General features: G+C 37.3%; 21 protein-coding genes. 4 read left to right on the top strand and 17 right to left on the bottom strand.

What is annotated here, in order from left to right; genetic code table 11:
* Window positions 1–15: 15 nt before the first annotated feature.
* The 7 genes from JK139_RS11340 to JK139_RS11310 all read right to left on the bottom strand — a co-directional run bounded on the left by JK139_RS11340 (window position 16) and on the right by JK139_RS11310 (window position 6,306).
* Window positions 16–1,371 carry an IS110 family RNA-guided transposase gene (locus JK139_RS11340; RefSeq protein WP_074419113.1) on the bottom strand — a complete coding sequence of 452 codons (1,356 nt, stop codon included), beginning with the start codon at window positions 1,369–1,371 and terminating at the stop codon, window positions 16–18.
* 582 nt (window positions 1,372–1,953) lie between these two features.
* Window positions 1,954–2,448 carry a hypothetical protein gene (locus JK139_RS11335; protein WP_141676729.1) on the bottom strand — a complete coding sequence of 165 codons (495 nt, stop codon included), beginning with the start codon at window positions 2,446–2,448 and terminating at the stop codon, window positions 1,954–1,956.
* Window positions 2,449–2,745: 297 nt separating this feature from the next.
* Window positions 2,746–3,051, bottom strand: a complete 306-nt coding sequence (locus JK139_RS11330) for a helix-turn-helix domain-containing protein (RefSeq protein WP_074419112.1) — start codon at window positions 3,049–3,051, stop codon at window positions 2,746–2,748.
* Window positions 3,032–3,382, bottom strand: coding sequence for a type II toxin-antitoxin system RelE/ParE family toxin (locus tag JK139_RS11325; RefSeq protein WP_074419111.1), 351 nt, complete (start codon window positions 3,380–3,382; stop codon window positions 3,032–3,034). Before JK139_RS11325 ends, JK139_RS11330 begins: the two co-directional genes overlap by 20 nt.
* A 170-nt stretch (window positions 3,383–3,552) precedes the next feature.
* Window positions 3,553–4,581, bottom strand: coding sequence for a S8 family serine peptidase (locus tag JK139_RS11320; RefSeq protein ID WP_081298635.1), 1,029 nt, complete (start codon window positions 4,579–4,581; stop codon window positions 3,553–3,555).
* 1 nt (window position 4,582) lies between these two features.
* Window positions 4,583–4,909: a hypothetical protein gene (locus JK139_RS11315; RefSeq protein WP_143439101.1), complete on the bottom strand. Its 327-nt coding sequence runs from the start codon at window positions 4,907–4,909 to the stop codon at window positions 4,583–4,585.
* 497 nt (window positions 4,910–5,406) lie between these two features.
* Entirely contained in the window at window positions 5,407–6,306 is a 900-nt protein-coding gene (locus tag JK139_RS11310) for a helix-turn-helix domain-containing protein (protein WP_074419108.1), read from the bottom strand.
* A gap of 199 nt (window positions 6,307–6,505) precedes the next feature.
* On the opposite strand from JK139_RS11310, the gene JK139_RS11305 reads away from it, so the two are divergent.
* Window positions 6,506–7,669, top strand: a complete 1,164-nt coding sequence (locus JK139_RS11305) for an aldo/keto reductase (RefSeq protein ID WP_074419107.1) — start codon at window positions 6,506–6,508, stop codon at window positions 7,667–7,669.
* A 40-nt stretch (window positions 7,670–7,709) separates the two neighbouring features.
* Window positions 7,710–8,945, top strand: coding sequence for a DUF4440 domain-containing protein (locus JK139_RS11300; protein WP_074419106.1), 1,236 nt, complete (start codon window positions 7,710–7,712; stop codon window positions 8,943–8,945).
* A 439-nt stretch (window positions 8,946–9,384) separates the two neighbouring features.
* Here the strand turns inward: JK139_RS11300 and JK139_RS11295 are convergent, their stop codons facing one another.
* On the bottom strand, window positions 9,385–10,215 hold the full coding sequence (locus JK139_RS11295) for a hypothetical protein (RefSeq protein ID WP_074419105.1): 831 nt from the start codon (window positions 10,213–10,215) through the stop codon (window positions 9,385–9,387).
* Between the two features lie 316 nt (window positions 10,216–10,531).
* Here JK139_RS11295 and JK139_RS11290 point away from each other — a divergent pair, with 316 nt between their 5' ends.
* Window positions 10,532–10,744 (top strand): hypothetical protein, encoded by a 213-nt coding sequence (locus JK139_RS11290; protein ID WP_179853208.1) that lies wholly within the window; start codon window positions 10,532–10,534, stop codon window positions 10,742–10,744.
* 503 nt (window positions 10,745–11,247) lie between these two features.
* On the opposite strand, the gene JK139_RS11285 is transcribed toward JK139_RS11290, so the two are convergent.
* A complete protein-coding gene (locus JK139_RS11285; protein WP_074419536.1) occupies window positions 11,248–11,835 on the bottom strand; it encodes a Swt1 family HEPN domain-containing protein in 588 nt (195 codons plus the stop codon).
* On the bottom strand, window positions 11,828–12,472 hold the full coding sequence (locus JK139_RS11280; protein ID WP_143439153.1) for a DUF5343 domain-containing protein: 645 nt from the start codon (window positions 12,470–12,472) through the stop codon (window positions 11,828–11,830). The genes JK139_RS11285 and JK139_RS11280 overlap by 8 nt, the downstream gene beginning before the upstream one ends.
* Window positions 12,473–12,990: 518 nt before the next feature.
* Between JK139_RS11280 and JK139_RS11275 the strand changes: the two genes are divergently transcribed.
* Complete coding sequence (locus tag JK139_RS11275; RefSeq protein WP_143439152.1) at window positions 12,991–13,218, top strand: hypothetical protein; 228 nt, start codon at window positions 12,991–12,993, stop codon at window positions 13,216–13,218.
* Between the two features lie 12 nt (window positions 13,219–13,230).
* On the opposite strand, the gene JK139_RS11270 is transcribed toward JK139_RS11275, so the two are convergent.
* The 7 genes from JK139_RS11270 to JK139_RS11240 all read right to left on the bottom strand — a co-directional run bounded on the left by JK139_RS11270 (window position 13,231) and on the right by JK139_RS11240 (window position 22,498).
* Window positions 13,231–15,417 (bottom strand): peptidase domain-containing ABC transporter, encoded by a 2,187-nt coding sequence (locus JK139_RS11270; RefSeq protein ID WP_074419534.1) that lies wholly within the window; start codon window positions 15,415–15,417, stop codon window positions 13,231–13,233.
* Window positions 15,418–15,438: 21 nt separating this feature from the next.
* Window positions 15,439–16,917, bottom strand: coding sequence for a radical SAM/SPASM domain-containing protein (locus JK139_RS11265; protein WP_074420266.1), 1,479 nt, complete (start codon window positions 16,915–16,917; stop codon window positions 15,439–15,441).
* A 323-nt stretch (window positions 16,918–17,240) separates the two neighbouring features.
* Window positions 17,241–19,751, bottom strand: a complete 2,511-nt coding sequence (locus tag JK139_RS11260) for an outer membrane beta-barrel family protein (RefSeq protein WP_074420909.1) — start codon at window positions 19,749–19,751, stop codon at window positions 17,241–17,243.
* A 294-nt stretch (window positions 19,752–20,045) separates the two neighbouring features.
* Window positions 20,046–20,747, bottom strand: coding sequence for a DUF4386 domain-containing protein (locus JK139_RS11255; RefSeq protein WP_074420268.1), 702 nt, complete (start codon window positions 20,745–20,747; stop codon window positions 20,046–20,048).
* Window positions 20,748–20,762: 15 nt separating this feature from the next.
* Complete coding sequence (locus tag JK139_RS11250) at window positions 20,763–21,197, bottom strand: DUF6326 family protein (protein ID WP_074420269.1); 435 nt, start codon at window positions 21,195–21,197, stop codon at window positions 20,763–20,765.
* A gap of 581 nt (window positions 21,198–21,778) precedes the next feature.
* The gene (locus JK139_RS11245; protein WP_074420270.1) at window positions 21,779–22,294 is read right to left on the bottom strand and encodes a DUF6680 family protein; all 516 of its coding nucleotides are present in this window, start codon (window positions 22,292–22,294) and stop codon (window positions 21,779–21,781) included.
* Window positions 22,295–22,498 carry a hypothetical protein gene (locus JK139_RS11240; protein ID WP_218331315.1) on the bottom strand — a complete coding sequence of 68 codons (204 nt, stop codon included), beginning with the start codon at window positions 22,496–22,498 and terminating at the stop codon, window positions 22,295–22,297.
* Between the last annotated feature and the right edge of the window lie 253 nt (window positions 22,499–22,751).

The raw sequence follows: 22,751 nt of genomic DNA, 5'->3' as shown, positions 1-22,751 counted from the left end.
TAACGTAGAAATCGTTTAAGTTGTTAAAAGCCCCAGGTCATCATTAGTCAGTCCAAATTTATCTATTTGTTTTCGAATGCGTTTAACCAGGCCGAGCTTTCTTTTTTCATCGAGGAAAAGATAATGTGTGGGTGGCTGATAAGGAATTTTTTTGACTACCATATTCCAGATGATGACAGCCAGCTTTCTGGCTGTGGCGCTGACGGCTACGGTTCTGCCTTTTCGGTAACAAACTCTTTTAAAAAAGTTAGACAGATGTGTGTCTTTTAAATTTCCGATAGCATTGGCAGCATTACGCAATGCTATTTTTAACCGGTTGCTTCCTTTGGGAGTTTTGGTGCTGAGTAGCTTGCCCCCGCTTACTTTATTGTTGGGAGCCAACCTGAGCCAGGAAGTAAAATGTTTGGCTGTTTCAAATTTAGTAAAGCCATCCGGTCCCACTTCGCTGATGATGCTTAGTACAGTAGCATGCCCAAGCCCTTCTATTGTGAATAAGTCCACTCCTTCAAAATATTGACAGGCTGCCTGGTTAAGGTCAATACCGGTAATAGCATTTTTGTTGAGCCGCTTATGTTTCTTTTCCGGGGCCTGAAGTTTTTTCTTTTTCGGGCTGCTGTTGATTTGTTGTTGGAGAAAGCTGCTGATTTGCTTTTCGCATTCAAGCATTTTATTTTGGATAAACAGGTAGGCATCGTATTCCTGGCGTAGCCCGAATAAATAGTCCTGCCGGTTATTTCCTTTTAGCGCTTTTGTAATTTCCTCTTCACTTTTGCGGCAATTAAAGTGGCGGTGTTTGGCAAGCGAAGCAGCATCCAGGTTTCCTTTGCATATATCTTCAATAATTTTTAACTCGGTAAGGCCGCATACATCCCGAACGACGACATCAAGCCTGAAGTTAAGGAGCTTTAAATACTTTTGCATTTTATGGGTAGCTTCTACTGATAAGTCCTGCCAGTTCTGCCGCTGCCGGCAGTAGGTTCTTAATACTTCGGTAGTTTCGTCGGGCAAAAAACTGCCGGTGAGCAGTCCAATGCTATGGAGTTTTTGTATCCAGCGGGCATCTTTTACATCGCTCTTTTTGCCTTTGATGTTTCGGGTGAATTTACCATTGCAAAGCACTACTTCAAAGCTGTGTTTGATTAATTCCACGTAGAGGTTTTGCCAGTAGCTTCCGGTACTTTCCATAGCAACAGAGGTAATGTAGTGTTGTTTTAGATGTAAGCAGATTTGAGTGAGGTCATCGGCATAAACGCCAAATTCTTTGACATCATTTTCATCCTGGCCTACCGCTACAAAATGAGAACGGCTGCCGATATCAATACCGGCAGCGTGCGGATGGATAATATCCATCTTCAGTTTTTTGTTTGTCATAATAAAATATTTTAAAATGACTCTAAGGGAATGTAGCTTTGACTTGTAATTATTCTGAACGGGCTCTCCACAAGGGGGCACCACTGAAATTATCACATCCCGGTGCTTAGTACACCCGGATTTTACATTCCAACCAGAATGACGCACGGGCTTTGATGCACCAATGCTTAAAAGGGTCTTGCAAAGAGTCGCTTTAAAATTATTGAGGAAAATCCAAACCGTGAATTCCCGTTAGCACCAGAAATTATTTTTGTTTCGGAAAATGGGGAATGACCGCCAACGTTCCGGGTCTTGTTGCTGTTGGCATAAATTTAAGCAACTCAATTCAATAATCAAATGCCAATAGCAACAAGACCCTGTTGTAGGCATGGCGTTTGGTCAGACCGAACCGAAAAGCTCTTTGATTTGTCGGAAGATAGGCTCATAGCCATTGTCTATGTAATAAGAATATTTCATAAATTTGGTCTATAAATATCCAATATTAGACGCAAGTTCGATATTTGGTTAAAACGTCTTGTAAACTTCGAGTCTCTTCCCCTTGTATCATAGATTTACTATGTCTGGCAAGTCCAGAGGGGAAGACTATTGTTGTTTCCTGCTTTGATTTAGCATATTTAGAAGATTGGTTAGCTTAGTTATTTTCTCCATAACTTCTTCAAGCTCTTTTTTCGAATGAGTAACAAAGTCGTTTGGGTTTGATAAGTTAAGAAAAGTGATAATGTTCCCGTCATACGCATTTACCGTTTCAGTTCTGGTGTCGAGCATTTGGTGAGCATACATATTGCGTGTAGCAAGAATAGTCTCAAAGGTTGTTTTGATACCAGTATGTGTTTTGTAAAACTCGGCGTCGTGTTTCTTTAACAAAGCCAACAAAACCTCCACTTTGTCTTTTGCTGTCATTCTTCTTGAAGAAATAATCAATGATAAAAGGTCAATGCGAGCATCTTCGTCACTGCAAAAGCGATGAGAAATATATTCATCCATTTGACGCTCTAAGATTACTGTTCTATCAATCAGAAGTCCACGTCTATGTGCCGCATCATAAACATATCTGGCATATTGTGGATAATTATCCATAAGCATTTAGTTTGTCTTGTCACCCAACAATGAAGGAAATTTAAAAAACAGGTAGGCAACGTCAACTGTGAACGGTCTGACCGCTTGCCTACAACGTTAAGGCATTTGCGATGGCATGGCAATAGCGAACTGTCAGCCGGGAACAAATGCTTAATTGTAAAACTGAAGTTGAAGGTATGAACTAATGCTCAACAGCGTAATGTCTGCCGAAACTAAAGCTAAAAAATGATTTGCCGCCGATTGCTCCAATGTCCAGCCATGCTATTGCAAATGCACTGTTAGCTGCGGTTTTATTCTTCAGAGTTTGATGGATAATTGTACTTGTCCACCTAACCCAACTTCTACAATTTTTTGCAACGTTGAGATGCGAACTTCCTTCACGTCGTTTTCAATTTTTGAAATGTATGATTTTGTTGTCCCGACCTTTTCAGCAAGTTCTTCCTGTGTCAAACCTTTTTCAAGTCTTGCTTCATGTAGCAAAACGCCGATTTTAAAGTTTTCATAACCAGCTTCCAATTGTTCACGTTTTGCTGTCCCACGTTTGCCATAATGTTTGTCCTTGAACTGGTCAAGTGTGATGATGTTACTTTTTTTCGCTTTCATACTCTTTTTTAATTTTAAGTGCTTTATCAATTTCTTGTTTCGGTGTCTTTTGTGTTTTCTTTTGAAAACCGTTAGCAAGCACCACAAGTTGTCCCTGGTCAAAAAAGCAAAAGATGCGAAAAATGTCGTTGCCTGACTGAACACGAATTTCGTAAAGCCCATCGGTACCCTCTATGTGTTTAAGATAAGTTTCAGGTACTTTATCTATTTCTTCAATCAGGTCAAACGTCCAAACGATTTTCTCCTTTACCTTGTCACGCTGCTTTACAAAGAAGTCCTCAAAGTATTTCTTGTAAAAAATAATGGTTCGTTTCTTTTGTTTTTTGTCCACAAAGCGAAGATACAAAAAGTTGTCCGAAAGTGAAACTTAAAATTTTCCAGAAACTGTTAGGGGATGTCCACCGAATATCGCAGCTTACGGAAAACGGCTTGCTGCTGTGCCGGGATTTTATATTCGTCAGCCGGGAACTGCAGATGAATAAAGATATGTTGCAATGGTTATTACAAAAGCCGATTAGTGAACGTCCAGCCGAAACTGCTGCCGAAAGTTGAACTTAATACATCAGCCTGACCTTGGTTCCAAGCCCAATTAATAGCGTTTGCAATATCTAATGTAGTTTCACCGCCATAAAAAATGTTTACAGGAACAATCATACAATTAGGTGCTATGCCCGCAATGCCAATACTATTGTCTTGAGTTGCTGCAATAATACCTGCACATGCCTCGCCATGTCCAATACCTGCTGCATTTGTTGGATGTCCATTTCCAGTTGGGTCTCTTGGAGTATGACCATTCAACACCCTTCCTGATATGTCTTCAACACCGTCATCAATGACGGCAACCTTAATTGAGGAACTGCCTTTGGTTATATTCCATGCTGGTTCCACGTTAATATCAATGCCCGCAGTACCTCCACCTTGTCCTGTGTTTTTTAAATAAAATTGTTGTGCATACAAAGGGTCATTTGTAGAATGTTCTATAGGTACAAAAAAGTTTGGATGACACCACTTTACCTGCCCACTTTCATAAATTTTGTTTGCAATTGCAAAAACATCTTCTCCTTCTACAATTTTCAATACTGTTATATCAAAGGCTTTACCAGATGATTGAATTTTAGTTGCTAAATTCAGGCTGCTCAGTAATGCAGATACATTTGCGCCTTCTTTTGGTAATAACAAAATTTCACCTGTTGTGATGTATGGAACATTCCCCCCTTTCAAAAGGTTTGAAATATAAAGAATGCCCGTATCTGATTTAAGTAAGTTTAAATTCTGATATTTTACCAAAGGTGTATTGAATTTTATTAGTGCCAAATCTTTTAATGCTGTCGTATCAAAGAGTATAAGTTTATCATGGAGAAGAGTTGCTATTCGATTATAAGATGCTTTTTGTGTTCCTTTTATTATTATTGTAGTCGTGTCTTCTGAAAGAAAGACTTTTGTGTTCCTTGAATAAAAATATTTTTGCGCATTACTATGAATGCAAAGCAGAAATGATATTACGACAAGAGCAAATAATTTTTGTCTCATGTTACTGTGATTTTACGTTATAAATAACTTTTTGTTTCGGTGGCGTAATCATAGCGTTACAAAACATTATTTCATCTGTGTTGTTTAAATCTCTCATTTGAAACTTAATTTTTGTTCCTGACAATTTAAATTGAGTGGGCAGAGTCAGTGTAGATAAGCTGTCTTCTCTGTTATTTTGATCTGAATACTTTATAATATAAACAAATCCTGTACTTCCTGAACATCCGTTGATTCCTCGGTCTACATTACCACTAAAAAATTCAGGTGAATTTTTGCGGCATGAAAAAGACAGCAAAATCGCAACAATAAAAAAATAAATAAGTTTCATAACGTTTGATTTGATTTTCGAATAATATTTTATTGTTTGTGGTGGACTATGTTCTCGTAGCAGTTGATGATTTTGCGTTTTCATGTCCGTTGAATTTGTTCCCTTTTGTCGCTCCAGATTATTAGAGTGTTGCAATAGGGTTGCTTACAACGTTCGAGGCTTGCCGCAGGGCTGGTATTTTATAGCTGTCCGCCTGGCAACTGAAGCCGATTGAAATACTAAAGTTGAAGTTAACAACTAAAAGCCAAATAGAATTCGGTCAAGCCCGATATTAGATGATAGTAGTACAACAGCCGATTGTTATTACGTCCGCCAGACTTGCGGCAAACCTTTTGTTGTATGTTCGCCCTTTGTCTTGTCACTTCAAATTTTTAGTCTGTGTCTACCGTGGCAGGGTGTGTCCCGGAAGCGTCGGAACAAGGCAGGCTCTTTTGCAAGGTTAGCTTATGTGTGTCGGCTTTGTGCGCCTTGCAAAAGAGCCTGACTTGGTGCGTCGGCTAATTTGATGAACCCCGATATTCATTCGGTGATTGACCAACCTTTTGCTTAAACAGCCGGGTAAAGTGCTGCGGATACCTAAACCCAAGCTCATACGCTATTTCGCTAAGTGATTTGCTTTTGTCAAACACCTTTTCTTTCGCTACGTCAATCACCTTTGTTTGTATATACTCTTGGGCTGTTTTGCCCGTTTCCCTTTTTATCAGGTCGCCAAAATAACTTGCTGATAAATTCAGTTCCCTTGCAAAATAGGCAACGGAAGGCAAACCAATCGTTTGTGGCTTATCGGACTGATAATACACGGTCAACAACTGCTCAAATCTTTCCAATATTCCTTTGTGCACATTATCACGAGTAATGAACTGGCGGTCGTAAAACCGGATGCAATAATTTAACAACATTTCGATATTGGAAACAATCAACCGTTTGCTGTGCTTGTCAACGGAATGCTCCAGTTCGTATTCTATCTTGGAAAAACAATCCAACACAATTTTTCTTTCCCGCTCTGACAAGTGCAGTGCTTCATTTGATTGATAGGAAAAGAACGTATAATCCTGTATATGCCGGCCAAGAGAAGTGCCGTATATTAAGTCAGGATGAAAAACCAATGCATGCCCTTTGGGTTGGTAGGTTTCGCCATTGCTGTCAACAGTAACAACCTGACCCGGCGCAATAAAGACCAGCGTCCCTTCTTGGTAATCATACATTGCTCTGCCGTATCGCAGGTCACCACATTTCACATCTTTTAAGAAAACAGTGTAAAAGCCAAAGTACATATTGGAGGCTTGCCTTGGCGCCGCCTTCGACATATCGATAACGCTTACCAGCGGATGCAACGTTTCTTTTTGGTTGAAGATGTTATAATCATTAATTGTCTCGAACCGTCTTATGTTTTCCATAAAATTCCATTTTCAAAGTTTAAAACTACTGTTTTCCTGAGCCTTTCATTGATGCGCATTCCCCAATCAGCAATAATGGTATGTAAAACCGTAATCTGTATACAAGTGGTCAGGATAATTAAGGTAACCTTTGCGCAATAGCAATTAGGCTATTGATTGAACTTTACCAGGTATCATAAATCTCATTAAGGAAACCTACATGGATAATACAAATCAAAAAGCAACCGGTTTCAACCGCCGTGACCTTTTCAAAACCGGCTTAGTGCTTGCAGGTGGGGCCTTGCTGCCCACCGCTTGTTCTGTGCCAGCAACCAGCCAAACTGGTATGTCTGGCAATCAACCGGCGAAGCTTTCGGACAAACGCAAGCTTGGGAAGCTCGAAGTTTCCAGCATTGGAATGGGCGTGCAGAACATGCATCGCCAATACAATACGCTTGTGCCCTACCGTCAGGAAATGATAGAAATTCTACGGGCTGCTTACGACCAAGGCATCACGTTTTTTGATTGTGCCGAAGCCTACGGCCCGCACGAAAACGAACGGATACTGGGTGAGGCCATTCAATCCTTTCGGGACAAAGTGGTAATTACTTCCAAATTTGGCTGGAACATTGACCTCGAAACCGGAAGGCGGCTTCCCGGGCTCAATAGCAAGCCTGCGCACATCAAGCTTGCCGTTGAGGGTTCACTCAAACGGCTCCGTACCGACCGTATTGATTTGCTGTATCAGCACCGGGTTGACCCTGACGTTCCGATTGAGGACGTTGCCGGTGCCGTAAAAGACCTGATAGATGCAGGCAAGGTGTTGCATTGGGGATTATCCGAGCCGGGGCTGCAAACAATTCGGCGGGCTCATGCCACTCTGCCGCTGACAGCCATACAAAACGAATACTCGATGATTTGGCGGGGGCCGGAGAAGGAGGTGATGCCGCTATGCGAAGAGTTAGGCATTGGCTTTGTTCCCTGGTGGCCGCTCGCTTGCCAATTGCTGACCGGATGGATAGATGCTAACACAAGATTTGCTCCCGGCGACATACGGGCAAGCACCTCGAGATACGCACCGGAAAATTTGCCCCAAAATTTAAAGCTGGTGGATTTGATAAAGACTTGGGCGGAGCGCAAAGGGGCTGCTCCGGCACAGATTGCCCTTGCCTGGTTAATGGCACAAAAGCCGTGGATTGTTCCCATACCCGGAACAACCAGTATGGCGCACATGAAACAGAACAGCGGTGCCCACGCCATAAAATTTACGGCCGATGAACTGACAGCGTTAAACGCAGCAGTTAGAGCCATTGAAATCAAAGGGCAGCGCCTGCCGGATGCGGTATTGGCTTTCTCCGGCGTGGAAGCACCCCTAAAAAAATAATTTGGAAAGAACGATTTTTAAACGAAAAGAATCGATACACATGAAATCATCTCTCGTTGGGCTGTTTCTTTTACTGGCCAGTGTACCATCCGCCTTTGCACAATCAGCACAGGACAGCACTTCAAAGAAGAAATACACTAAGGCAGAACAGGAACTCATCAACCTGTCAAACGCCAAATGGGCCTGGATGGCCGATAAAAAGATGGAACCCCTGTCAACCTTGTTTCATGAAAAATCCATGTTCGTACACATGAGTGGAAGTTGGGGAAAAGACCAGGAACTGGCGGTCATCAAAAGTGGCAGCATTTGGTACAAGAAAGCGCAGGTTTATTCGATGACTGTGAACCTGATTGGCAACACGGCAATTTTGCTAAACGACATTGACCTGGTGGCTGTGGTGGGGGGAAATGAAGTGGCCAATCCGTTCATGGTTACAGAGGTGTACCTGAAAGAAAAAGACGGCTGGAAAATGGGGTCACTTACCTTTTCAAGGCTTGCAAGGCCCCTCCGGTTAACGAAAAAGATTGCTTTGGAAAAGGTTTGGGAGTCCGATTCGCTTACCCTGAAAGGGCCGGAGTCCGTTCTTTATGATTCGGCATCAAACACGCTGTATGCCTCCAGCATGAATGCGGGTGCCATCGTCCGGATGGATACCGCCGGAAGAATTATACAGAAGGATTGGGTAACCGGGCTCTCATCCAATAAAGGCTCGGCTTTGTACAACGGGTTGCTTTATACAGCAGAAACAGCAGCGGTGGCTGTCGTTGACGTTAAAACCGCAAAGGTGGTAAAACGCATTCCGGTAGAAGGCGCTGTCATGTTGAACGACTTGGCAATAGATACAAAAGGAACAATCTACGTGACCGATACTCGTGCCGGTAAGGTGTACCGGATTGAAGGCAACAAGCCCGCCGTTTACCTCGAAAGCCTGCCCGGTGCAAACGGTTTGTTGACGGTTGGCACCGACTTGTATGTTGTCACTTCGACCAGCTTTTTAAAAGTGAATGCCAGTAAATCGGTCACCACCATTGCGGACGGTTTTGAAAGTGGCCTTGACGGTATTGTGATACTTGCCGAAAATGAGTTTATCATCAGTAACTATCGAGGCATCCTTTACCATGTTAAAGCAGATGGAACAAAACAGATTTTGTTAGATACCCGTGCAAATGGAATTATGTCCAACGATATTAGCTTTAACAGCAAAACAAAAACGCTGTATGTTCCTTCATTTAGAACAAATCAGGTAATTGCCTACAAAGTGCAATACAATCAATAATCAACCTTCGTCTCGAATTTTTTAAGTCGTAACCGGTAACAAAAAAATAGGAAGACTCATAAATGATGATTGCGTCCTCGGTGGGCAGATTGTTCGTTGGCATTTTTAGCTCTTTGCAAGGTTGGCTTTTGTGCTGTTGATTTGTGCGCCTTGCAATGTGCTAAAAATAGCGTGGGGCAGCGTCGGCAAGGTTTCAGAATGTGTCAACAGTTGCGCTGTGTGTAGTAGGGTGACGTACAACGTTCGAGTATTTGCGAAGGCAGGGAATTCATTGATTGTCCAGCCCGGTACAGATGCTCATTTGAAAATATGTTGTTGAAGTTATGAACTAAAGCTGGAAATTGAACGTCGAGTTGAAACCGGTGCTGATGCTTGCACATAGCTGATGTTACATTGTCAAGCCCTGCTTTTGCAAATATTTTTGTTGTAGGCAGGGGAATCAAACATTTTTTAAGTTCGATATTATATTATATGTAAACCACCCGTCCAACCCTTTAAATATTTGCGGTTTCGCACTTGCTCCGTCTTTTTGAAGTCCAATGCCGTCTGAATATTGTGTCATTGAAATTAGTTTAGCATAAGGAATTTTAATACTTTTTGACGCAGAAGCAAAGTAGATATTTTTATTTGTCAGGGCAAACATGCCATTCGCAATTAATGTCATTTGTGTTGTTGTAACTGGATTGCCTTTGAATTGTCCAGTTCGATAATAAACTCCTTTTGCAATCTTAATGCTAATTCCTTGGCTTTTCCCTTCAAATGTAGTTTTACTTCTCTGCTCATAAAACTCTACGGTCTGAAAAATCCAAATGAGAGTTTCTCCTTTGTCTAATAGAAATGGAGAATTGCCCGAGATATTCAATCTATTCTCTGGTAATTTCCCTTGAGAAATATCCTTGAGTATTAGTCCCTTTGCAACTTTTTCAAAAGAACCATTTTTATTAAGAAGGTTCTGGTCAAGGTCGAAATATTTTTTATAGTTAGAAATTTTCTCTTCTTCTTCCTTAGAAATAATTCCATCGTCAAGAAAGGTTTCTACTGCTTTGTCAAATCCTAAAGTGTATAACTCATTCAACTCAGTCTGATTGATAAATCCAGTCTTTGCAATGGCTGCAACTTCATTGCTAAGATTGGAAAAGTCAGATGTCGAGGTAATTGATTTGCTTATTTCATTAGGAATAGAAATCAGTGCATTTGAATGAGCAAGCTCACATTCTTTATGAACGCTTCTCAAAAAGCCTGCTGGTTGTCCGCAAAATTTACAAGTCATATTTTTTCAAAGTGTTAGTGTTGGTCACGCCTTGCCTACAACGGTAGGTATTGCCGAAGGCGGGGCAATAGCACCCGTCAAGCTGGCTGCCGAAGTTGATTAAAAAAATAAAAGTACAGAAAATGATAAACATCTTAATTGAAATACGTCAGCCGGATATGTGGCTGAATAAAGTTCCGCAGTTGAATTGCGGACTGTCGCCCCCTGCTATTGGCAATACATTTGTTGCCTGTTCGTGCCATTGTCAAAACAAGTTCTTTTATTTATAGGTTTTATGCTTCGCTTACAGTCCAAAGCCGACTGCCCAAAAAGTGTTGTGTCAAAACTGAATATTTTAATAACAAGTTTGGGCAGTCGCAGAAAAATCATGTCAGTTGAAAAGTTTGTAGATGTAAAAATAATGTGTCTTAGAATTGCTGCAGAAGCATGTAAGCATTGTCCTGATAAAATTCTTGATACCGCAAAGAATTATTATGATTGGATTCAAAACTTTCCAAAAGAAGTTAATCCTAAAATCCTTAATCAATAATTTTTAAAACACTTTTGATTTTGTTGATGTCTTTTTGCATTGTTTCAAGTAAAACATTTGTGTTATCATACGGAACCATTTGTAAAAAAGTTTTACAACTTGAACATCTTAAATAAAGATGCACCCATGTTGTCCCAGTAGGGACATCTTCAACAAGTTCAAATTGTGTTTTGTCGCACTTGGGGCATTTTGTCCAACTGCTGTTAGGCGAATGAACCATATTATTATGAAATTTTAAAAATGAAAAAATAAAAAGTTGTAAATATCAGCCGTGAACTTTAAACGGGTTGTTGGGCATGACAGGCAACGTTAAAGCATTGGCGATGTGGCGGTATTCTGTGTTCCGTCCGCCCGGTGCTGCTGCTGGTTAAAGATACAAAAGCTCATTGTTTATTCTATCGCTAGGCATTATTCGTCTGCCGAAACTGAAGCTGATGAGCGAACAAAAGCTGAGAATATATTCGTCGCCCCGCCATATTGCCAATGCAATGTTGCCTGCAGTATTAGAAGCCTACTTGTCTGTTCCAATCATTTATATACTGCTCAATTCTTCGAAATTCTGAGGGAAGTAATAGTCTATTATGAGCAATATAATTTCTTGCTTTTTCAAGCTCGTCAAGTCTCTGTTTCAACCAGTGCTGTGTCGGAATTAAATCTGAAAAGTCTGTCCAGTTTTGAATGATAATGTCGGATAAATGTCCGAACTCTATAAATTCTATTAGCTCTGTATTGTCACCTTCCAGCCATGAATTTTCTTTTGCTGCTTGCTGCCGCTTTTGTGCAAAATCTTTTACGCTTCTTGGAACTCCTTTTTCCCACCAATCAGTATCGAACTTTTCCTTTAAACGCTCTTTGATCAGATCTCTCACTGAATTTTCAAAACAGTTAACCAATGCGTAAAGTCGAGCCATTCGCAACCCTTCGTTTCGTGTCTGAATAGGGAAAGGTGAAAGAGTTTCTTCCATTAATGCTTTTTCCGCTTGTTCTGTGTCCGCTCCAATTCGAATTCCAGCGGATTTGAATTGCTCTGCTTCCGCTTCAAACATCAGTGCTCGAAACATCCACTCCCTTATGTTGGGTTTATCAGTCATTTAGTAGATGTTCTTTTAAAGATTTAAAAATTGCATTGTAAACTTCAATGTCTTTTGAAGCAGGTAAGTGGATTTCGATGTTATATCTCAAATTAGGTATTAAAGGAAAAGTACCGTTTCCGCTATGATTATTTGGTGGCGGAGGCGGTTCGTCACCTTGCTGATGTTCCTCTTCTTTCTTGGGCTTTTCTGTCTCTTTTTTAGATGGTGCTTTATGGGTTCCAGAAATGTCTGCCATCGAGAGCAATGAAAGAAATGTGTTAGCCATAAAACCGGCAATTTGGTCGCTTACATTGTGCGTAGATTTGAATAAACCGGTAATTGCTGGACGATCTGCTTGACTAGGCTTTTCGTTTATGTGAAAGATGTCTGAATATGCTTCTTTGAGAGCTTCCCCTAAAATATTCTTCGACCTTGAAGAATTTCTATAGTCATGATAACGCTGGGTAGGTGTCCCACTTTCAGAAATAAATTTCAAATCCTTTAATACCCCAATCAGTGCTCTGTCGTTGCTACTCGGAAACCCAATTTTCTTGAGGTGTTCAGTCGTGAATTTGTCGGGAGCAGTTCCTTCCACAATCTTTTTCATGATTGCGGGTAAATTTTTTACGCTGTTCAGATACTTTTTAGAAAGCATAAGCATGTTAGTTTAAATATTGCAGGCAACGATCAGGTATTTGCGAAGTGCGGATATTTTTTATTCTGTTGCTCACAACTCGCACAAAAGTAAAATAGCATTACTAATGTTGAGCATTTAACTGCTCTGCCCCGCATTTTGCAAATACTATGTTACTTGCTGTTTTTCTTCGCTTCTTGTCTGTTTAATTGAAATACAAAAGTTCATTGTTCGTACTTGCAACCTGTTTGTAAAAGATAGCATCTGTGCTTTGCTTTGTGGGCTTTTGCAAAGTGGTTGCAATGCTCATTTGTGTATCTGTCGTTTTTATTGGTCTAATATTGCTGCTTACCCTGTCAATGTGTCGAAAAACATGTGTCTATGTTATGAAATTGAATATCTATGTCTTGAAAATGATGTTCGTTGTCTGTTTTATTGATGTAACAATACTGAAAACCTGTCTGACTGTGCTGAAAACGATGTTGATTGTCCTGGTAACGCATCTTGTATTGACGGAATTGCATATTGTTGTCGTGGAAATGAATGTCATTGTCTTTGGTTATTCGTCTCTATGCGTTGGTTATTCATCTCTCACCAATTTTTATGCGTCTGTGTGTGCCGGTTACCTGTCTGTTAGTGGCGGATACGCTATTTCATTCGGTTTTTATGCCTCTCTTTGTCAAGTTTATGGTTCTGTCAATGCAGGAAACAGTTGTCTATACAAAAAATATTCGTCTCTCACTAATTTTTATGTGTCTATTGGTTAGGGTTTGTCTGTTTTAATTTCCTAATTCTAACTGATTTTTTACTAATTCAAAATACTTACCTTTTTGTTTGGTGAGCGTTTCATGATTGCCAATTTCCACAATTTTACCTTGTTCTAATACAACAATTTGGTCGGCATTTTTTACAGTACTTAATCTGTGTGCGATAATTACAACTGTTTTGCCTTTAAAAAAGGTTTGCAAATTATCGTGTATTACTTTTTCATTCTCAGCATCCAAAGCACTGGTGGCTTCATCCAAAAAAATATAATCGGGATTTTTATAAATGGCTCTTGCAATTAAAATTCGTTGCCGTTGTCCGCTGCTGATACCAATTCCCGATGCTCCAATTTTTGTTTTATAATGTAATGGCAAATTTCCGATAAATGTTTTAATGTTAGCCATTTCTACTGACAGCGCTAATTTTTCATTATCAATATTTTCATCACCTGTTGCAATATTCCTTTCAATGGTATCGCTAAAAATATATCCGTCCTGCATTACTACTCCACAACTTTTTCGGAGTTCTTTGGGTGATAATTCTTCTAAGTTTATTCCGTTATAGAAAATATATCCTTCAACAGGAGCGTAAAATTTAAGCAACAATTTCATTAAAGTTGTTTTACCGCTTCCGCTTGTGCCTACTATTGCCGTTACTTTTCCGGTGGGTATTTGCAAACAAATATCTTTTAATACAAAAGGTGAATGCGGACCCTCATATTGAAACGAAACATCTTTTAAAATAATTCCTTCATCATTATTTTTGCTAATAATTTTTTGTGCCTGTGGTTCTTCTTCAAGAAGATGATTTTGTATTTCGTTTAATCTTTCTAAACTTATTTTAGCATCTTGTAAAGAGCGAAAGAAATTGACTAACTGATTAACAGGCGAGTTCATTTCGCCTACTATATACGATACGCTTAACAAAGCACCTAATGTCATTTTATCGTGTACTACAAAACTGGCTGCTAAAAAAGTTACGAGAATATTTTTTATTTGATTGAGAAATTCAAAGCCCGAAAGTTGCAATTGGTCAAGTTTTAAAATACGGATATTTATGTTGAAAAGTTTGTGTTGAATTTCTTCCCACTTGTTACGCTTAAAATCCTCGAACTGGTTTAATTTCATTTCTGTAACACCATTCAGCATTTCGTAAATAGATTCCTGATTTTCGCTGCGTTGTTGAAAACGTAAATAATCTAATTGCCTTCGCTTTTGTAGCCAGTAATACGACCATACAACCGATAACACAGTTAGCGTCATATACACCAACAATATTATTATGTTGTAATACCAAAGCACACCAAAGAAAACGGTGAATGTGAGAATTGAAAAAAACGTGAGTAAACTTTGTGATGTAAGAAAATTTTCTATTCGTTCATTATCCTGAATGCGTTGATTAAAATCGCCCATCGTTTTGGTATCAAAAAACTTAATGGGCAATTGCAACATTTTTTTTAGAAAATCGGAAATAATTTTAATACTCAGTTTTGTACCAACAAATAATAATAACCAGTTGCGAAAAATACTCATGGCAATGCTACCCATATATAAAGCCAATTGAGCCAACAAAATAGTAGTGATGATATTAATATTCTTTGCATGAATGCCTTTATCAATAAGGTTTTGCGTTAGGAATGGAAATACTAAAGTAACAGCACTTCCTAACAAAAGCAATAAAAACATCCAAGATAATTGCTTAGTGTAGGTCGTTAAATATTTAAAAAGGAATTTTATTTTAACCTGAGCCGAAGCAGGTGGTTGCAGTTTATAAAATTCTTCGGTTGGTTCTAAAAATAAGGTCACGCCTTTATCTTCTTCACTTAACCAACTTTTTTTAAAGCGTTCTTCGTTTAATTTTACCAATCCATGGGCAGGGTCGGCTATGTAGAATTTATTGTTTTTAATTTTATACAATACAACAAAATGGTTTTGATTCCAATGAAGGATTGCAGGAAGAGTTTCCTTACTTTCTTTAAGATTATTGATAGTTAGTTTTGCAGAAATAGTTTTGAAGCCAATTTTTTTTGCAGCTTCAGTAATACCTAATAAGGATACACCCTCGCTAGTGATGGAACAATTTTCTCGTATAAATTGTAAGGAATATTTTTTACCATAAATACTTGAAAGCATGGAAAGGCAAGCGGGTCCGCAATCCATAGTATCGTATTGAAGCTGCACTCGGAAATAATATCTTGCCATTAGGATGATATTTGAGGTATACTATTCCACATGATATTTCAAGGGGGGGGCTTTTGAACAGGCAACATCGGGATAATACCATTTATCATTACCGTATGCTTTAATAACATCTTTCCAACATATTTTATTCAAATCTCTACATAAATCATATTCGGCACAAGTACTACACGCACTATCAAATGGTATTTTTTTTTGTGGAATTTTTCGAATGTATTTAGCAAAATCTGAATTCCATATTTCCAACAAACTACTTTCAAGTACATTTCCTACTATAAATTGATCATGCCAATATAACTCTTCACAAACAGTAACATTCCCATCAGGTAAAATAAATAATTGCGAATAATTTGCGGAACAAGATGCCCTCTCTCTTCCTTCTCTGATTGCTGGATTTGGACTATCATTAATAGCTATTGGGTTTACACCATCAGGCAATATTGCAAATTTCGTATATTGCTCGCTTAATTTTCTAAGATATTCATATGTTTCAGTAGTTTTATGTTTATTTACTCTGTAATTTTCATAGCTATCCTCACTTAAATACAATGAAGGCCCCGCCTTGTCAATTCTCCACGTAACAATATTATTCATATCTTTTATGAAATCGTAAATTGATTTCATGTCATTAGGTGATTGATTTTTGCTATTTAAAATTGTATGCAAGTACACTCCAACATTTGATTTGTTCAAGTAAATTAAAGCTTCTTTAATTTTTTCAATATATGCTTTATCTACATTGAGTATTTCTGTCAAATTATTAGGAACTAATGTATCCAATGAGACCTGTATATCAGTTATTTTATTTGATGCTAAAAAGTCAATAGCATCATTTGAAATAGGGACTTTAGTTGATATATAAGGATGAAATCCACTATCATATAAATAAATCAAAACCTCTTTCCAATTTTTATAAAGGAAAAATTCTCCGCCAATAACTTCAAAACTTCTAGCATGAAATGATTTTGCTTCATCAATTAATTCATAAACTCTTTCTAATGGTATTTTGCAACTTGTCTTAATTCTTCTGTCTGCATAGCAATAAAAACAATTTGTAGCACATGTTGTATTAACCATTAATGTAATATCTGTTGGCGTTTTATGTCTTTTATGAGAGATGTCTACACTTTCATAGATAAAATCCTCTGGATTATATTTTTTACTATTCTCAAGAATGTTTCTGATGAGAGTTTTTCTTGGAAAGACTATGTCTAATTGATTATCGTTTTTAAAAGAAATAATATCATCATTTTCAATTAAAGGGTCAATAAATTTTTTAATGAACTCAATACTTACATTCAGATAGTTCGAAGCATTTCTAATTCCTTCTTCATATTCAGTATTATTAAAAAACGCCAATATCATAGCATAAATGGGGTGTATAACAGACTCGTAGCTATTATCCGATCCGTCTTGCAATGAACGAAACATTTCGCTTGGCATTAATAAAACTCTGCCTTCATCTGGTTTAAGATGATATTCTGGATTAAATGATATATTCATAATATTTATATTTTAAATTGTAAGAAGAGAGTCGAATCTCAAAAGACTCAACTCTCGCATAAAGCTAAAAGCAATTTCTAATTAATTGCTTACTTGACCTCCGCTGATACATGCTGTTCTGCAACCAGATTTACATGCACAATCAACAGATGCGGCTAAACCACCTTTTAATTTTTGCATTTCTGCGTTTTCAAGCAATTTAATTGCATCTAATTGAAACTGCTTTTTTTAAATTTCATTTTTCATAAAAAACATTTTTGAATTTAATGCCTACTCTTTTTAGGGATTTTCGGCAATTTTCCCATTGTTGGCCTACAATATTTTTAATTACTTGTTCTTTGCATTTCATCGTTGTTACTTTTTTCAATTTGCTTGTTTTCTTTCTTTAATCCCTTTTTAAAATTATACCTTATGCCTATAAAGAAACCTCTTGTATCTCTTTTAAATAATGTGTTTGTAATTTGTCCTTGATAGTTTTCAGTTAAACTCATATTTCCTTCTCTATAAAAAATATCATTCATTCCTATTCGGCACAGTAATTTATCTTTTAAAAGTTTGTATTGAAATGCAATATTTAAAACAGCTGAATTGTAATTGCTTGTTGAAAATCTGTCATAGCCTTTTGACGAAAAATTTAAATCGCTTTGTAAACTTAAACGAGCATTAAATTTTATGGCATTTGTAGTCGAAAAATTGATGCCTGTATAATGTTGCTCAAAATCGGGTGCACGAAATCGAGAAATTACAAAAGCTACATCTACCATACTGTTCCACCATTTTGTAATATCATTTGTGTAAGTCGTTTCAAGATAGTAGCCATCTGCTGAACTTAAATTTGCGAAGGTTTCTATTGTATAATTTCCCTGCGAAAGATAAACATCTGATAAAGCATTTTTACTAAAATAATAATTCAATGAAAATGATAACTTATTGTTTATAGCATAATCTGCAGCAAGAGAATATTCAATTGTTGGTTGTAAAAAAGGATTACCTTGTTTAATAGTGTATTGGTCATAAAAATATTTGAACGGATTTAGAATAATATAAGGCGGTCGTGAAATTCTTTTTGAATAACTCAAAGAAATATATCTGCCTATACTATCGTTTAATGAATATTTTAAAAACACATCGGGAAAAAATTGCGTGTAATTATCAGCCACTTGTGTATTGGTTGTTGTTGAAATACTTTTTGATTGTGTGTTCTCAATTCTTAGCCCTGCTTCATATTCTAATCGCTTAATTTTTGAATTAAAATTCAAATAACCTGCAAGTATATTTTCTCTGTAACGAAAATGATTGGTTTGCGTTGTATCACTTTGCCATTCTGAATTTGAGAAGTTATACAAAAAGTAATCGTTACCATTAAAATTATTAGCATTGCTGTATTTTACGCCGAATTGTATGTTGCTTTTTTTATCTCTGAATTTATAATTCAAACCACTTTGTACAGTAAAAATGTGCAGCGAATCTCCAACATTCCCATATCTATTTAACTGATAAACAAAAATATTATTCTTATCATAATAACTATTTAAACTTGTATCATTCGATAAAGAATTTGAAACAGAATAATCTGATAAAACTTTAAATGTACTCCCCAAAGCATCAATTGTCCAATTATAGTTGAATGAATAAGTAGAATTTTTTGATTTACCATTATATGGGCTAAGACATTTAACTGTGGTATCGAGAATGTTATTTAAAAATACTTGTGTGTTTACTAATGAGTTCAAAGTATTTCTATTACCTGAATTAGAAATAGTTTCAAATTGGATAGTCTGATTTTTTGCAATGTCAAATTCAAAGCCGCCACGCCAACCAAATCCATTTCCTTTTGAAGTTGCATTGTTATATCTGAAAAACGAATATGGATTATTTTCAATTGTTCTTGTATTGATTCCTTCATAAAAATTTTTAGAATTATTATTATTTAGCGAAACATATACAACCCATTTTTCATTCTTAAAACTTACACTCGCATCTTCAAGAAATTTGGCATAAACACCTTGCTTGTAAGTGCTGCCCACACCCAATTCTATGCCCTTACTTCTTTTCTTTTTGGTTATTATTTTAATTATACCGCCTGCACCTTCGGCATCAAAACTTGCAGATGGGTGTGCAATTATTTCAATAGAAGAAATATCTTGCGAATGAAGCCCCTGCAAAAAAGAAACCAACTCAGTTCCCTTTAAATTTAATAAATGATCATTTAACATTACAGCAGCACCCGAAATGCCATTAATACTTATAGTTCCTAATTCATCAATTTTTACTCCGGGTATTATTTTAAATATTTCATCAGAACTCATTCCTGTTGTAAGCAAATTATTTTCTACATTAAAAACCAACCTATCAACTTTTCTTTCAATCAAAGGCTTTTTACTGGTTACTGTTACTGCTTTTAATTGTGTGTTGTTTTGTGTTAAAACAAAATTGAAATTTTTATTTGAGTTAGCAATAAAAGTTGTGTCAATAGTATTAAACCCAATAAATGAAACATTGAGAGAATATTTTTTATTCAACGGGCAGTTATCAATTATAAAATTGCCGACCGAATCTGTTAACGCAATTTTGTTAAACGTTGTATCGCATTTTAAAGTAACAGTTACAAACTCCAAAGGATAATTATTAATGTCTGTTACTTTGCCTTTTATTGTTTGGCTATTTACATAAGTTGAAATAAAAATTACTACTATTAATGAGATAAACTTTAAGTTGGGTTTGCTGAATAAAGCCGTGTTTGCACCTCTTTTGCAAGGTTTGCTATTGTGCAAAGGTTTTGTGTGCCTTGCAAATGTGGTGCAAACTTGTTGAGGTTTTATATTAAAGTACATACTTGTTTTATTGTTTGTCTTTTATTCAGCACATACTATTTGTTACATAAATCCCGCTTTGTGTGTCAATTTTTAAAATAGCAAGTAACGTTCGAGTATTTGCGAAGACAGGGAATTCATTGATTGTCCAGCCCGGTACAAATGCCCATTTGAAAATATGTTGTTGAAGTTATGAACTAAAGCTGAACATTGAACGTCGAGCCAGAACGGCTGTTGATAATTGCATATAGCTGATGTCACAATGTCCAGCCCTGCTTTTGCAAATACTTTTGTTGGTGGCAGGCGTTTTTGTCGTCAAGTTGTTTTTTTGTCTTTTACACCCGCAATTAATAACCACAAACAAGTTCCAATTTCTCCAATACTTGCTGGTAAACTTATGTATGATGATATTCCAATTTTAGAGTAGTTATGAATTAGAGTGTGGCCTAAGAAATTTATTAAGTATCCAAAACAGCCAAACATTAGTAATACTCCTAAAATTTTGGGCAGGAACTCGGATTTGAAAACTAAATAACCGAAAGGGAACAACCAAAGTCCTGAAAATATATGCACAATTCGCATGCCGTTGTCATACTGTCCAAGATATAACATTACCTGCGATTGGATTTGCTCTATTGATAACCCTAATTTATTTTGTCCTTCTTTGATAAGGGAAAGAATTGAAAATAGGTTTTGAACATTTAAGAAAAATACGGGAACACTCAAAACCGCTAAAAGCACCATTAGTTTAGCATAATTTTCATTTACGGATTTCAATAATTTGTACAGTACGAGTGGCAAGAAAAGAAAAAATGTATAGCATAAAAGTCCGCCAACGATTCCAAACCGTAAAAGTGTTTGAGCTGAAGCAATATTTTGATAAACCAAAGAAGCATTATCTGCATTAAAAAGTTTAGAAGGCACATACATTAAAGTAAAAATCCCTGTTACTACTACTCCTAAATATAAAAGTCCTGCAATTCTTGCTAATTTTTTGTTTGAGAAATCTGTCGCCATAATTCAGTTGGTAATTTAATTTTTTACTTTTGTCCATTTCCAAGCATACCATACGATTATTGAAGTAAGTATGCTTTCGACGATTGCATAAAAAACATAGAAGGTTCTCCATTCTGAAATTGATGTAACTGCAATCAAAAACATAATTGCTGTAAAAAAGCAACCTGCAATTATGTTTAACTTTCTATTTATTCGGGGTTTCAATATAACAGACAAGCAAATCATTAAGGCTGGAACTGCCAATAATACTGAAGCTGCAAACAATTTTACTGGATTGTCAAGCATACTGTTACCATTGATTATCCCTTGCACTTTGTTAGGCACATAGAGTTCAAAATAGTCGCCATAGATATAAAAAAATGTAACAGAAGCCCAAAGTGCCGAAAGTTTGATTTTGATATTAACTTTTAAGTCTTCAAAATCACTTGTATTTGTCCCACTTGAATTCATAAATCTCTTTAGGGTTAAGTTAATAATTGTCTGCTTTTAGTGTAACGAACTGACGAAACGATTGAATCGTATAAAAAGTTACAAGGGAAATAAATTATTTATAGTCTGCTGTAAACTGGAAACGGTCGGCCGATACACTTGCCACTAACGAACAGGGCTTGGCGATGTGGCTGAAATAGCGTTCTGTCAAGCTGGGAACTGGTGCTGAACAAAGATAAGGTGTTGATGTCCCCCTGTCTAAACGGTTGTAGAACAAGTTTATGGTTTTCGTCAAACATTCCCTTGTACATAAAGTCAGGAATGATATGCGATTTTTTTATTAATACTTTGGGAAGTCCGCAGAGTTTACAAATTTTCATACTGGTCGCTTTAGCCTTGCAGCCAACGAACAGGGCTTGGCGATGTGGCGGTATTCGTTGAACGCCCAGCCCGAACCGCTACCCAGGTTTGTTTTGGAAGTTGAAGATAAGAACTAAAGCCTGGCTTTGTTCGTCACGCTGGAACTGCTGCTGACGACTGCACATAGCTGAAGTTTTGTTTGTCGCCCCGCCATAGCAGCAAACCCCATGTTGGTGGCTGGGCTATTCTTGCGTTTCGGTGTTGTTTCCATTAACAAAGTAGACTGGTAAAGCGGCTTCCCCCTTCATAATATTTGACAATCCTTTTCTAATAACCTGTTGGTCAAATTCTAAGTCACCATGAGCAATTGGTGAATATGCAGTTCTCCTAAGCATTACCTTGTCAAATGAATAGCCTAACACTTGCCCCATTTCAAAAAGAAGATTAATAAACAAATCATCAATTCGGTTGCTCCAGTCCTGAGCTTGAGGATTACTATTGGAAAGCATGTCGTGATATTGTCGCCATGCTTGAACCACTTTTTGATATTTCTTCCCAATGAATTCGATGTCTATCATGTTTAATGCCTGTATATGCTCTAATGAAACTCGTGTTGCTCGTGTAGTCATAAGTGTTTTGAAAATATTCAATTTTCGCCCCCTTATTTCCCTACGGTTGTCTAACCATTTTTGAATTTGAATAGCAGCGATAGGTCCAACCAGCACTGCAACTGTCATGATGATGTCTTTTGTCTCCATTTATGTTTTTTGATGATTGGGGTGTCCGCCTTGCCACCAACGGTTTGCGGCTTTGCGTAGTGGCGGATTTCGGAGCACAAAACTGTCAACCCACCACAAAAATTGATTTGAAAAACTGACCTTCAATTTACTACTGCACCCGCCATTATGCAAAACCGCTGTTAGCACTTCGCCCTTCTTTTCTGTCGTATTTGTTCGTGTCATTCGTGTCTGTTTTGGTGCGTTGGCTTGGTGGCTCTTTTGTAAAACTTGGCTTTAGCGTTGGCTTGTGCGGTTTTGCAAATGTGCCACCAAAAGCGTTGGCATATTATTCAATCATTGTCCTAAAGTAACCAAAATCATTAGAGCGTATCTCAAAAGTAGTTTCTTAATAATATAATTGTACAAGCTAATTGTACAAATCCGAGAAAATTAGCATCATAGTAATCAAATCTTGTTTGACAACGTCGAAACTGCT

This window comes from Hydrotalea lipotrueae, assembly GCF_019249625.1.
Classification (GTDB): Bacteria; Bacteroidota; Bacteroidia; order Chitinophagales; family Chitinophagaceae; genus Hydrotalea; species Hydrotalea flava.
The sequence above is the reverse complement of the archived record's forward strand: the minus strand, read 5'-3'. Positions and strand labels throughout refer to the sequence as shown.